The following is a 13,015-nucleotide window of genomic DNA, read 5'->3' on the forward strand; positions in this document are numbered from 1 at the left end:
CTTATTGTGTTAAGCCAGTGGCCAGTATTCGCGGCATTTTTCCCGCACAGCTCGGGCGCTACTCAGGTTGAGCAGTTCATGACTGCGTTGGCGGCAATCTGCTGCAGTGAGTTGACGTACACGTTCCTTGATTTCAGGTATCAGGTTGGGGCCGACAGATAGTTCTTCGACACCAAGGCCGATCAACAGCGGTGTTGCGAGCGGGTCAGAGGCCAGTGCGCCACAAACCCCCACCCAGCGACCATGGCGCGCTGCAGATGCACAGGTTTTGGAGATCAGGCGCAGCAGCGCGGGGTGCAGCGCATCAATGCGTTGGGCAAGGCCTGGGTGGCCACGGTCCATAGCTAGGGTGTATTGCGAGAGGTCGTTAGTGCCGATAGAGAAGAAGTCCGCATACTCGGCCAGCTGGTCTGAGAGCAGCGCGGCTGAAGGCACTTCGATCATGACGCCCAGTTCTGGCAGTTGGCGTACACCGAGTTCATCTGCCAGATGGATCAGCCGCTGGCGGATGCTGATGAGTTCTTCCACCTCGCTGACCATAGGCAGCATGATGCGCACGCGTTGGGCTGAGTCGACCTTAAGCAGTGCACGCAGTTGCTGGTCGAGCAGATCCGGTCGAGCCTGTCCCAGGCGGATACCGCGAAGCCCAAGAGCAGGGTTTTCCTCAGTAGGCAGTGGCAGATAGCTCAGGTGCTTGTCACCACCAACGTCGATAGTGCGGATGATGACTTTGCGTTTGCCCATGGCATCCAGCACTGCTTGGTAGGCGGCTTGTTGCTCGCTTTCGTCGGGCGCGTTTTTACGGTCGATAAAGAGGAATTCGGTACGCAGTAACCCCACGCCATCAGCACCGCATTTGTTGGCTTCTTCAGCTTCACGACTGGAGCCAACGTTGGCCGCTACTTCGATATGACGGCCATCGAGGGTAATCGCTTCGCGATGGGCCTCGTTTTGTTGGCGCTGACGGACGATAAGCCGCTGTTGTTGGGCTGCGGCGATCTGTTCCAAGCGCTGTGCATCAGGTTTCAGTTCCAGCAGGCCTTGATCGGCGTTAAGTACAACAACCTGACCGCTGTCTTGTTGTAGCAGCTGCGGGCCGAGTGCAACCAAGCAGGGAATGCCCTTGCCGCGAGCCAGAATGGCCACATGGGATGTTGCACCTCCTTCGGCCATGCAGATACCGGCAATACCAGCATCAACCAGAGGGCCGAGGTCAGATGGGGTGATCTCAGTGGCTGCGACGATGGCGCCAGCCGGTACCTCAAGTGTTGCACTGTCGCTGAGCAGTACCCGCAGGACACGTTTTTTTAAGTCCAGCAGGTCATTGGCGCGCTCCGACAACAGATGGTTGTCGAGGGATTTTAGGATCGAACGCTGCATCTCAATCGCCCGGTCCCAGGCATGGGCGGCATCGACACCTTCGTCGATCAGCAGGTCAGCGGCATCCAGCAGTGTTGGATCTTCCAGTAGGGCGTAATGGGCAGCGAAAATGGCAGACTCATCTGGGTGATCGTGCTCATGGTTCAGGCTTAGGTTGTCCTGAATATCCGCGCGCACTTGCTGCAAGGCCAAGTCCAAGGCCATGTGTTGCTCTTTGGGATCTTGTTTGCCGGTCTCTTCCGGGAGGGTTATATCCCCGAGCAGTGTCAATGGACCACTGACCAGTCCCGGCGAGGCACTGACCCCCGCAAGCGTATCGGCAGGCAATTGCGAAATGGTGCGGGAGGCCGCTGGTAGGCTGCTGGGCGCTGAGGCATGGGCGGTCGGCGTGCTGATGATTTTCTGCATGGCCAGCAAGGCTGCTTGGCAGTCTTGGCCTTGGCAGATGATGAGAACATCATCACCCTCGGCCGCCCCTAAGCCCATGATGCCGACGATGCTTTCAGCCTTGCTTGAGCGCTCGCCGAGGTGAAGTTCAGTCACGCAGCTGAAGTCGGATGCCGTCTGACGCAGCAGTGCGGCAGGACGTGCATGCAGGCCTCCCTGATGGGCGACTATGGCAAGGCCTCTGGCGATCAGGTTTTCTTCGACTTCATCGGCGGAAGCTTTGGCGTTCTGGGTTTCACCGCAAGGGCTAAGTAAAAGCAGGGGTGAACCAATCTTTACGGGTTGTGTTGTCAGAGGGCGTATCTGATAGCCCTCCGTCGCGTTGAGCACCATAACGGTAATTAGGCTTTTGCAACGCAACGCCACGCTGTCCATATCAAAATGCAGCAGGGCCTGGCCTTCAGCGACCTGATCACCTTCTTTAACCAGTGCATCAAAGCCCTCACCGTTGAGCAGAACGGTATCCAGACCGACGTGCATGAGCAGCTCGATTCCCTGCTCAGTGCGCATGCCAATGGCATGTCGGGTTCGGGCCACGTGGGTGATGACGCCTGCACAAGGCGCGAGCAAGCAGTCGTTGGTGGGGTCAATGGCAATGCCTTCGCCCAGGCTGTTGCTGGAAAATACCGGGTCAGGCACACGATTAAGCGGGACGAGGGGGCCGCTAAGCGGTGCCTTGAGGGCCAGATTCTTGTTGTTCATAACGAGGCCTCAATGGGTGCGGGTGACTTTACTCAGGTGTTTCGGGGTGTCCGGGTTCATTCCACGGGCCTCGGCCAGATTGGCGGCCATGACATAGAAGCTTTGGATGGCCAGCAGTGGGTCTAGCAGTGGATGTGCAGCACCGGCCAGCGGTAGGTCGCGCTCGGCGATATCATCCGGTGCGGCCAGCAGCACATTGGCCCCACGTTTGCGCATGTCTTCTGCAAGGGCCAGCAGACCGGCCTGTTCGGGGCCGCGCGGAGCAAAAATAAGCATGGGGTAATGTTCGTCAATCAATGCCATTGGGCCATGGCGAACCTCTGCGCTGCTGAAGGCTTCGGCCTGGATTGAGCAGGTCTCTTTGAATTTCAGGGCAGCTTCCTGGGCGATGGCAAAGCCAGTGCCGCGACCAATGACTAACAGGCGCTGGCTGTCACGCAGGGCTTGCACGGCTGGCGACCAGTCCAGGTCGGCAGCCACCTTCAGATCGGCGCTCAGGCGCTCTCCGGCAGCCAGGAGGTCTTTGTCACCTTTCCAAAAGGCGACTAGACGGGCAACAGCGCTCAAGGTGGCGATAAAACTTTTGGTGGCGGCAACGCTGACTTCAGGGCCTGCACTAAGCGGTACGGTGAACTCGCTTGCAGCTTGCAGCGGGGAGTCGGGTGCATTGACCAACGCTACGCTGAGGGCGCCTCGTTCGCGCAGAGTACGCAGGGTGTCGACAAGGTCAGGGCTCTGCCCTGACTGAGAAAACGCCAATGCTACTTGCCCTGCTACTTGTAGTGGCGAGTTGTGCAGCGTCACCAGTGACATTGGAAGAGAGGTCACCGGAAGCCCCAACAACTGCATACACAGGTATGCAAAGTAGCTGGCTGCATGGTCGGAGCTACCACGGGCGACGGTTACCACCACATTGGGGGCGGCTGCTCTGAGGCGCTCGGCCAGTGTGGGCAGGATCGGGTCAATTTCCTGAAGCTGGTGGTTGACGACGTCCGCACAGGAGAGGGCTTCTTTAAGCATGAGAGAGGTCAATGGGTGGCTCCTTCCACGAATACAGCTTGTAGGTGTAGTTGTTTGTCTAGTTGAACGATGTCGGCCCAGGCACCATGGCTCAGGCGGCCACGGTCGGTTATGCCGAGGTAGTCGGCGGGGAATTGCGAGAGACGTTGTGAGGCTTCTTGCAGCGGCAGGCCGATCTTGACCAGATTGCGCAGGGCCTGGTCCATGGTCAGTGTGCTGCCGGCCAGAGTGCCGTCTTGCAGGCGCACGCCTCCGAGACATTTGTGCACGGTATGGCTGCCGAGTTTGTATTCGCCGTCCGGCATTCCGGCAGCGGCTGTTGAGTCGGTCACGCAGTAGAGACAGGGGATCGAACGCAGTGCTACACGAATGGCGCCGGGGTGCACATGCAAGAGATCGGGAATCAGCTCAGCGTAGCGGGCATGGGCCAATGCTGCCCCAACAATGCCGGGCTCGCGGTGGTGCAGGGCACTCATGGCGTTGTACAGATGAGTGAAACTGGTCGCACCCGCTTCCAACGCTGCGACGCCATCCTCATAGCTGCCCAGGGTGTGGCCGACTTGCAGGCGCACGCCTCGCTTTGCCAACTCCTTGATCAGCGGCAGGTGACCGGCAATTTCCGGGGCAATGGTAATGACACGGATGGGTGCCCTTTGCAGCAGGTCGTCGACCTCTTCGAGCAGTGCCACATGGGCAAAGTCGGGCTGCGCACCCAATTTGCCTGAGTTGATGTAAGGCCCTTCAAGGTGCACACCCAGTACACGCGCGCCGCCGTTTAGTGGGCGCCTGCAAAATTCTCCAAGCTCGCTGAGCACACCGGAGATTTCAGACCGTGGTGCCGTCATGGTGGTGGCGAGCAGGGAGGTGGTGCCAAAGCGGCGATGGGTGCGGGTAATGGTATTGAAGGCATCACTGCCTTCCATAATGTCTCGGCCGCCACCGCCATGAACGTGCAGGTCGATAAAACCGGGCAGCAGATAAGGCGCGTCGTTTTCGTCCGGATTGCAGGGTGTGCCCTCTATGCGTTCGATACGGCCATCTGCGATATGCAGGCGACCGGATATCCAGCCATCGGGGGTAAGTATGTTGCCTTCAAGCATAACGGCTCCGGTGGGTCTCAGCGCCGCAGCTCAGCGACGAAATCGTAGTAATCGTTACGGCAATAGGTTTCGGTCAGCTCAATTGGCGTGTTGTCTTCGAGAAAGCCTGTGCGGGTCATCAGTAGCATGGCTGTCCCTGGTTCGATGCCGACTAAGCGGGCGTCTGTCGCCGAGGCGTTGATTGCACTGACATGTTGCAGTGCGCGTACAACAGGGCGGCCGATACCGTCTAGGTATTCATACAGTGAGTCACCAATTGCCTCGGGGTCGGGCAGTAGGCGCGCCGGGATGGTGCTGAGCTCAATAGCCATAACCACACCATCGGCTTTACGCAGGCGCTTCATGCGCACCACTTTTTCCGTTGGTGACAGGCTAAGGCGGATCAGCTCGGTGTGGCTGGGGTGATCGAGGCTGCGTTTGATCCAGGCTGAACTGGGCTTAAACCCTTTGCGCCGAAGCATTTCGCTGAAGCTGGTCAAGCGCGACAGCGGCTGCTCCATGCGTGGGGTGATGTAGGTCCCGGATCCTTGATTGCGGCGGATCAAGCCTTGCTCAAAGAGTACTTCCATCGCTTTGCGGGCGGTTACCCGGGAAATACCGAGTGCTTCGCTCAAATTGCGCTCTGATGGCAGGGCTTCTTCAGCTTTCCACTGGCCTGCATGGATGGCGTTCTCAATGTTACGTGCGAGTTGTAGGTAGAGCGGCGTGTGGTGGGTTTCGTCCGGACGCAGCGTCATTAACAGATCAATCGCATGCTTCATGGTTAGGCCTGTTGGGTGTAATGAATGTAAGCAATCCGCTGAAAGTAATACCACTCAAATACCAGGTCAATGCCAATTCTTTTAACTGAATGATCTTGGAATGAGTGTGCGTGAAGTGCGTCTCGTTTTTGGCTCGAGAGGCTCTATATCAAGTAGTTGAGCAGAAAAAGAAAACGCTGCCAGGCGTAAGCGTGGCAGCGTTTAAAAAGAGGGAGAAAAGTAGACGGGTGGTATCTAAGCGGACTGGTGTGGCTTATGGCCTTATTTCAATAAGCGTGCCGTCTTTAACCAAGTTCCAGACTTCACGCATGTCGGTGTTTTTCATGGCGATGCAGCCTTCAGTCCAGTCCAATGTGTGGAAGTACCACTCTGGATATTCTTCATCCAGTGGCGTGCCGTGGATCATGATCATGCCACCGGGGGATACGCCCTTGCTGCGGGCTTGGGCTAAGTCGCGAGCATTGGGGTAGGAGATGTGCATGGATAAGTTGAAGTTGTCGCTGGGTTTGCGCCAGTCGATCCAGTAAAAGCCTTCGGGCGTACGCATGTCGCCTTCGCGCTGCTTGGCTCCAACCGGCTGTTTACCCAATGAGATTCGATAGCTTTTGAGGGTATTCCCCCGGCTAATCAGGTGAAGTTTACGCTCGGACTTGACCACCAGAACCTTGTCGATGATTGAGCCGTTGAGGGTGGGGGTGCTATTGGCCTGAACAGTCAGGCAGAGGCTCATACAGATAAGTGCGAACAACCAGCGCATTATAGGTTCCGTGGTTCAGAGTGATTTCTTGTAGTGTCCGCTTGGTGCAGCTAGTGGTTCATTACGGACTGGAAAGTGATGATGGTGTCGATCAGAAAAGTAGCATTCTAAGGTACGGCCAATGGTCGGAAAAGCCAGCTCTGACCAGGGGATTTCATGCTCTTGAAATAGCTTTACCTCAAGGCTTTCTTCGCCTGCACGGAAGTCCAGATCAACTAATTCGGCCCGAAATAGCATGTACACCTGATTGATATGAGGCAAATCGAACAAGGTGTAGAGATTTAGGTTGCGTACTCTTGCGCAGGCTTCTTCGTGAGTTTCCCTTGCAGCGGCTTGCTCCAGTGTCTCTCCGTTTTCCATAAAACCGGCAGGCAGTGTCCAGAAGCCAAGGCGGGGCTCAATAGCTCGACGACATAACAGTACTTGCCCCTCCCAGATGGGCAGGCATCCGGCAATGATACGTGGATTCTGGTAATAGATGCTGCCGCATTGGCCGCATACGTGGCGCAGGCGATTATCACCGGCAGGTATAACCTGCTTGATGCTACCTCCGCAGTGGCTGCAATAATTCATGCCGGATCCTCGACTTGCTTGAGAAATATCTTGGCGCGGGAGCATTGCCTCGGCAAGAGGTCGTTTTCTGCTGTAAATGACATGTACGATGGTGCTCAAAATGTGCTCAGGGGTGGGCCATACTTGGGTTTCATGCCATTATCCTTGCCGTCAAAAAAGCTGAGATTCTCCATGCTGGATGATTTGCTTCATCGTTTGCGCAACTACAACCCACATTTACTGCCCTTCAACGAGAATTATCCCGAGGCTGCGGTGCTGGTTCCTATCACTCGCAGTGATGATCCAGAGGTTGTGCTGACCCTGCGTGCCAGTGGCTTGTCGACCCACAGTGGTGAGGTGGCATTTCCGGGTGGGCGGCGTGACCCTGAAGATCAGGATTTGATTCAAACTGCGCTTCGTGAGGCTCAAGAGGAAATCGGCTTACCACCAGGCCTGGTGGAGATGGTCGCACCGTTGAGTTCGTTGGTGTCCAGGCATGGCATTCAGGTCACGCCTTATGTCGGTGTGGTGCCGGATTTTGTCGAATACGAACCCAACGATGGGGAAATTGCTGCTGTGTTCGCGGTGCCGCTGAGCTTCTTTCGCACAGATCCGCGTGAGACCACTCATCGCATTGATTACCTGGGGAACAGTTGGTATGTGCCGAGCTACCGCTTCGGTGAGTATAAAATATGGGGTTTGACTGCGATCATGGTGGTCGAACTGGTCAATCTGGCTTTTGATGACGTGTATATCGACCTGCATCAGCCGCCGGAACACTTCATCAAGCTGTCCTAAGAGGCAGCCAAGGAACATCAAATGAAATACCGCCTGGGACAGTCCCTTGTTGAGACCCATCCGGATAGCTGGGTCGCACCTAATGCCACATTGGTGGGCAAGGTCAAGCTGGAGCAGGGAGCGAGCGTCTGGTTTAACGCCGTACTGCGTGGGGATAACGAGCTTATCCACATCGGTGAAAACAGCAATGTGCAAGACGGCAGTGTGATGCACACCGATATGGGCTTTCCGCTGACGTTAGGGAAGGGGGTCACCATTGGCCATAAGGCCATGCTGCATGGCTGTACCGTGGGTGATTACAGCTTGATTGGCATTAATGCAGTCGTCCTTAATGGTGCGAAAATCGGCAAACATTGCATCATCGGCGCCAACACGCTGATTGCAGAGGGCAAGGAAATTCCGGATGGCTCTCTGGTCGTCGGCTCGCCGGGCAAGGTGGTGCGTGAGCTGAACGATGCGCAAAAGAAAATGCTGGAAGCCAGTGCTGCCCATTACGTACATAACGCCCAGCGCTATGCCCGGGATTTGGCTGAGCAGGGCGAGTGATGGAGCAAGAACGTCCCGTGACTTCACCCTGTGTGTATGTTTGCGCACTGGATGATCATGATATCTGTACCGGCTGCCAGCGTACGGCCGCCGAGATTACCCAATGGAACCGTATGGGCAATGATGAGCGTAGGGCCGTGCTGCAGCGCTGCCATGAACGTGCCAAAGCCCAGGGCATCCTGCTTTAACCTGTTTACTTATTGATCTGCTGAGGAATATCCATGTCCCGTATTGGAACCCCGTTGTCCCCAAGTGCAACCCGCGTGCTGCTGTGCGGTTCGGGTGAGTTGGGCAAGGAAGTGGTGATTGAACTTCAACGCCTAGGGGTGGAAGTGATTGCGGTTGACCGTTATGCCAATGCACCGGCCATGCAGGTTGCTCACCGCAGCCACGTAATCAACATGCTGGACGGCGATGCTCTGCGTGCCGTGATTGAGCAGGAAAAGCCGCATTACATCGTTCCCGAGATCGAAGCGATCGCCACTGCTACGCTGGTTGAGCTGGAAAACGAAGGCTACACGGTGATTCCAAGTGCCCGTGCCGCTCAATTGACCATGAACCGTGAAGGCATTCGTCGTCTGGCGGCTGAGGAGTTGGGGCTGCCGACTTCGCCTTATCGTTTTGCCGATTCCTTCGATGAGTGTAAGGCTGCGGTCGAGGCCATTGGTTTCCCTTGTCTGATCAAGCCAATCATGAGCTCCTCCGGCAAGGGTCAGTCAGTTCTGAAGAGCATTGATGACCTGCAAACTGCTTGGGATTATGCACAGGCGGGCGGTCGTGCTGGTAAGGGCCGGGTGATCGTTGAAGGTTTTATCGATTTTGATTACGAGATCGCGCTGTTGACTGTGCGTCACGGCAGTGGCACCAGCTTCTGTGCGCCAGTAGGCCATCGCCAAGTTAAGGGTGACTATCAGGAGTCCTGGCAGCCGCAACCCATGAGCCCGAAAGCGCAGGCAGAAGCTGAGCGTATTGCCCTGGCGGTAACCGGTGCGTTGGGTGGCCGTGGTCTGTTCGGCGTTGAACTGTTCGTTAAAGGCGATCAGGTCTGGTTCTGCGAAATTTCTCCGCGGCCGCACGACACTGGCCTGGTGACCCTGATTTCTCAGGACTTGTCCGAGTTCGCCCTGCATGCCCGCGCCATTCTCGGTCTGCCGATTCCGGTGATCCGCCAGTTTGGCCCGTCTGCCTCGGCAGTGGTGCTGGTTGAGGGTGAGTCTAAGCAGGTTAGTTTCGGTAATCTTGGGGCGGCACTGGCCGAGCCAGACACCATGCTGCGTCTGTTCGGTAAGCCGGAAGTCAGCGGTCAGCGACGTATGGGCGTTGCACTGGCTCGTGATGAGTCGCTGGAAGCGGCTCGCGCCAAGGCTACTCGCGCCGCTCAGGCGGTTAACGTCGAGCTGTAAGTCTCAAGCATCCTTCTGTGCGAGCGTATGCTTGGTGGGTAAAGTTGCTGGTGCTGGCTCCGCTGGCTCTTCCTTTAGCCGTCTATACGCGTCGCACGGCACTGCGCCTGCCGCCTGCTGAAGGGCCGCAGGCCGGTGTAGCCGGTGTTGATAAGGGCGGCGTGCCTTTGCGCCTGCTGGTGCTGGGGGAGTCGACCGTGGCCGGAGTCGGTGTAACTGACTCCGGTGCAGCGCTGGCTGCCCAGCTCGCGCAAGCACTGGTGGAGCGTACCCAGCGTCCTGTCCAGTGGCGCGCCTGCGGTGAAAATGGAGTTACCGTGGCGCAGGCCCGCTTACGTCTACTGCCGGATGTGCTGGATCAGTCTTTTGATCTGGCGCTTTTGGTCTTCGGTGTGAATGACACCACTCACCTTACATCCCTGAAGCGCTGGGCTTCAGAGCAGGCTGCAATGGTTGAATCCATACAGGCTCGCGGAATTCGAGTAGCTGCCAGTGGTGTCCCACCGTTGCAGCATTTTCGTGCATTACCTGGTTTGTTGAGGTACTTGCTTGGCGAGCGTGGTGCCCTGCTAGATGTTGCGCTTAAGCAGCGATCTGTTGCGATCGGTGTACAGCATGTACCAATTGAACTGGAGTTCTCAGCGGCGTATCTGGCTGAAGATGGCTATCATCCCTCAGCGCTGGGTTATCGAGTTTGGGCACAGCGCCTAGCGGAGCGATTACTGCTGTAAAGCGGTGCTTGAGGAGAAGAGGGCAGGCAATGCCCACCCTTCAAAATCAGACGTGCAGGATAAATTCGCGAACCAGTTTGCTGCCGAAATAGGCCAGCATCAGAAGGCAGAAGCCGATCAGTGTCCAGCGGATGGCTTTATGACCACGCCAGCCCAGTTGGTGGCGTCCCCACAGCAATACCGCGAACAGAACCCAGGCGAAACAAGAGAAAAACGTCTTGTGTGCTAAGTGTTGGGCAAACAAATCGCTGACAAACAGTGCGCCCGACAGCAACGACAAAGACAGCAGAATCCAGCCCGCCCACAAGAAGCCAAACAATAAGCTTTCCATGGTTTGCAAGGGAGGGAAGTTCTTGATCAGGCGCGACGGGTGCTTGTGCTTGAGTTGGTAGTCTTGCAACAGCACCAATAGCGATTGGAACACCGCTATGGTGAGCAATCCGTAAGCAGTGATCGAAAGAAGAATGTGGGCGAGAATTCCGGGTTCTTCATCAATCAATTGGCTGGTGCCTGCAGGCATAAATTGCGCTGCGACTACCGTTACCGCGCCCAGAGGGAACATAAGAACCAGGAGGTTCTCTACCGGGATTCTGGCGCACGCTAATAGGGTAATGGTGATCATGGATGCAGCTATCAGGCTTGCTGCATTGAAAAAATCCAGCGACAAACTGTTGCCGCTGAACATCTGCATGCAAAGGCTGCCAGCGTGCAGCAGCAGCGCCAAGATGCCGACCGCAATCAGCAGGGTTTTATTGACCGGCTTGCCCTGTTTCAGGTGCAGGCCCTGGTAAACAGTTGCGCCAGCGTAAAGGCAGGCAGAGACGAGGCTAGGAAGCAGGGAATCCATAAATCTTAATCTGGCAAACCTGAAAAGAATCAGTGTGGCATACAACCCAAGTCTCACGAAAGCGTCAGGCGGTGTCCGATGTCACGAGTCTTCGCTATAATCCGCGACCTGTTGCAAGCCCACCCTCGGCTCCGGAGAGTCTGAAAGGAACGCGCATGTTCGAAAATTTAACTGACCGCCTCTCGCAGACCCTGCGAAATGTAACTGGTAAAGCCAAGCTCAGCGAAGACAACATCAAGGATACCTTGCGCGAAGTGCGTATGGCCTTGCTGGAAGCTGACGTTGCGTTGCCGGTGGTCAAGGACTTTGTAAATAAGGTCAAAGAGCGTGCCGTCGGCACCGAGGTGTCGAAAAGTCTGACTCCTGGTCAGGCCTTTGTGAAGATTGTTCGTGCCGAGCTCGAAGAGCTGATGGGCGCGGCCAACGAAGACCTGGCTTTGAATGCTGCTCCTCCTGCCGTCGTGCTGATGGCGGGTCTGCAAGGTGCGGGTAAAACCACGACAGTGGGCAAGCTGGCGCGCTTCCTTAAAGAGCGCAAAAAGAAATCTGTGATGGTGGTGTCTGCTGACGTTTACCGTCCTGCAGCGATCAAACAGCTTGAGACCCTGGCGGGTGAAGTGGGGGTCACTTTCTTCCCTTCAGATATCTCCCAGAAGCCAGTGGCCATTGCTGAAGCGGCAATCCGTGAAGCCAAGCTCAAATTCATTGATGTAGTGTTGGTCGATACGGCCGGTCGTCTGGCTATTGATGCCGACATGATGGCCGAGATTCAGGCGTTGCATGCCGCTATTAAACCGGTAGAAACCTTGTTCGTGGTCGATGCCATGACCGGTCAGGATGCCGCCAATACGGCTAAGGCGTTTAACGATGCTCTGCCACTCACCGGTGTAGTGCTGACTAAGGTCGATGGTGATGCTCGTGGTGGTGCTGCGCTGTCTGTGCGTCACATCACGGGTAAGCCAATCAAGTTCATCGGTATGGGGGAGAAGACCGAAGCGCTTGATCCGTTCCACCCGGATCGCGTTGCCTCCCGCATCCTGGGCATGGGTGATGTGCTCAGTCTGATTGAGCAGGCTGAGCAAACGCTGGACCGCGAAAAGGCTGAGAAGCTCACTAAAAAGCTGAAGAAAGGGAAGGGCTTTGACCTTGAAGACTTCCGCGATCAGCTTCAGCAGATGAAAAACATGGGCGGCCTCGGCGGCCTCATGGATAAGTTGCCCCAGTTGGGTGGCGTGAATCTGGCGCAGATGGGCAACGCTCAGGGTGCGGCAGAGAAACAGTTCAAACAAATGGAAGCCATCATCAACTCGATGACGCCTGCTGAGCGTCGTGATCCCGATATGATCAGCGGCTCGCGCAAGCGCCGTATTGCGATGGGGTCGGGTACTCAGGTGCAGGACATCGGCCGCTTGATCAAGCAGCACAAGCAGATGCAAAAGATGATGAAGAAATTCACTGCTAAAGGTGGCATGGCCAAAATGATGCGCGGCATGGCTGGGATGATGCCGGGCGGTATGCCCAAGTTGTAACTGGCAGTAATAAAGGCTGCGGTTGTGATGTGGTGCACGCCACATTGCGGCTGGAGCCTGCATATACCGGTGCTTTGAAAAAGAGATTTGCAAAAGCCCGGATAATCCTTAGAATATGTGGCCTTTCGGGCCTAGCGCCCTATGCTTGCATTTTTGTTTTGCAGCAACGACTACAGGAACGAAGTTCAATGGTAACCATCCGTCTTGCCCGTGGCGGCTCTAAAAAGCGCCCATTTTACCACCTGACCGTGACCAACAGCCGCAATGCGCGCGATGGTCGCTTCGTAGAGCGCATCGGTTTCTTCAATCCGATCGCTTCGGGTGCAGAAGTTAAGCTGTCCGTAAACCAAGAGCGCGCTGCATACTGGCTGAGCCAGGGTGCACAGCCGTCTGAGCGTGTTGCTCAGCTGCTGAAGGAAGCTGCTAAGGCTGCTGCCTAAGC

Annotated in this window: 14 protein-coding genes; 7 read left to right on the forward strand and 7 right to left on the reverse strand. The window is 56.2% G+C overall.

What is annotated here, in order from left to right; genetic code table 11:
- Positions 1-9: 9 nt before the first annotated feature.
- The 6 genes from ptsP to WG219_06340 all read right to left on the reverse strand — a co-directional run bounded on the left by ptsP (position 10) and on the right by WG219_06340 (position 6,740).
- Positions 10-2,529 (reverse strand): phosphoenolpyruvate--protein phosphotransferase, encoded by a 2,520-nt coding sequence (gene ptsP, locus WG219_06315; protein WXL27065.1) that lies wholly within the window; start codon positions 2,527-2,529, stop codon positions 10-12.
- A 9-nt stretch (positions 2,530-2,538) separates the two neighbouring features.
- Entirely contained in the window at positions 2,539-3,561 is a 1,023-nt protein-coding gene (locus WG219_06320; protein ID WXL27066.1) for an SIS domain-containing protein, read from the reverse strand.
- Positions 3,558-4,649, reverse strand: coding sequence for an N-acetylglucosamine-6-phosphate deacetylase (gene nagA / locus WG219_06325; protein ID WXL27067.1), 1,092 nt, complete (start codon positions 4,647-4,649; stop codon positions 3,558-3,560). The genes WG219_06320 and nagA overlap by 4 nt, the downstream gene beginning before the upstream one ends.
- Before the next feature lie 17 nt (positions 4,650-4,666).
- Positions 4,667-5,410, reverse strand: a complete 744-nt coding sequence (locus WG219_06330) for a GntR family transcriptional regulator (protein ID WXL27068.1) — start codon at positions 5,408-5,410, stop codon at positions 4,667-4,669.
- 253 nt (positions 5,411-5,663) lie between these two features.
- Entirely contained in the window at positions 5,664-6,167 is a 504-nt protein-coding gene (locus WG219_06335) for a L,D-transpeptidase family protein (protein WXL27069.1), read from the reverse strand.
- 15 nt (positions 6,168-6,182) lie between these two features.
- The gene (locus WG219_06340) at positions 6,183-6,740 is read right to left on the reverse strand and encodes an NUDIX hydrolase (protein ID WXL27956.1); all 558 of its coding nucleotides are present in this window, start codon (positions 6,738-6,740) and stop codon (positions 6,183-6,185) included.
- Between the two features lie 171 nt (positions 6,741-6,911).
- Between WG219_06340 and WG219_06345 the strand changes: the two genes are divergently transcribed.
- Genes WG219_06345 through WG219_06365 form a run of 5 tightly spaced genes read left to right on the forward strand, consistent with a single transcriptional unit; the run spans position 6,912 to position 10,197 of the window.
- Positions 6,912-7,517: a CoA pyrophosphatase gene (locus tag WG219_06345; GenBank protein ID WXL27070.1), complete on the forward strand. Its 606-nt coding sequence runs from the start codon at positions 6,912-6,914 to the stop codon at positions 7,515-7,517.
- 21 nt (positions 7,518-7,538) lie between these two features.
- Positions 7,539-8,063 carry a gamma carbonic anhydrase family protein gene (locus WG219_06350; GenBank protein ID WXL27071.1) on the forward strand — a complete coding sequence of 175 codons (525 nt, stop codon included), beginning with the start codon at positions 7,539-7,541 and terminating at the stop codon, positions 8,061-8,063.
- Positions 8,063-8,251 (forward strand): DUF1289 domain-containing protein, encoded by a 189-nt coding sequence (locus WG219_06355; GenBank protein WXL27072.1) that lies wholly within the window; start codon positions 8,063-8,065, stop codon positions 8,249-8,251. The genes WG219_06350 and WG219_06355 overlap by 1 nt, the downstream gene beginning before the upstream one ends.
- A 33-nt stretch (positions 8,252-8,284) precedes the next feature.
- Positions 8,285-9,466, forward strand: coding sequence for a formate-dependent phosphoribosylglycinamide formyltransferase (gene purT / locus WG219_06360; GenBank protein WXL27073.1), 1,182 nt, complete (start codon positions 8,285-8,287; stop codon positions 9,464-9,466).
- Positions 9,467-9,483: 17 nt separating this feature from the next.
- Positions 9,484-10,197 carry an SGNH/GDSL hydrolase family protein gene (locus WG219_06365; protein WXL27074.1) on the forward strand — a complete coding sequence of 238 codons (714 nt, stop codon included), beginning with the start codon at positions 9,484-9,486 and terminating at the stop codon, positions 10,195-10,197.
- Positions 10,198-10,243: 46 nt separating this feature from the next.
- Here the strand turns inward: WG219_06365 and WG219_06370 are convergent, their stop codons facing one another.
- Entirely contained in the window at positions 10,244-11,044 is an 801-nt protein-coding gene (locus WG219_06370; protein WXL27075.1) for an inner membrane protein YpjD, read from the reverse strand.
- A gap of 155 nt (positions 11,045-11,199) precedes the next feature.
- Here WG219_06370 and ffh point away from each other — a divergent pair, with 155 nt between their 5' ends.
- Entirely contained in the window at positions 11,200-12,573 is a 1,374-nt protein-coding gene (gene ffh / locus WG219_06375; protein WXL27076.1) for a signal recognition particle protein, read from the forward strand.
- A 188-nt stretch (positions 12,574-12,761) separates the two neighbouring features.
- A complete protein-coding gene (rpsP, locus tag WG219_06380) occupies positions 12,762-13,013 on the forward strand; it encodes a 30S ribosomal protein S16 (protein WXL27077.1) in 252 nt (83 codons plus the stop codon).
- Positions 13,014-13,015: the final 2 nt, after the last annotated feature.

The organism is Pseudomonas mendocina (genome assembly GCA_037482215.1).
Taxonomy (GTDB): Bacteria; Pseudomonadota; Gammaproteobacteria; order Pseudomonadales; family Pseudomonadaceae; genus Aquipseudomonas; species Aquipseudomonas mendocina_E.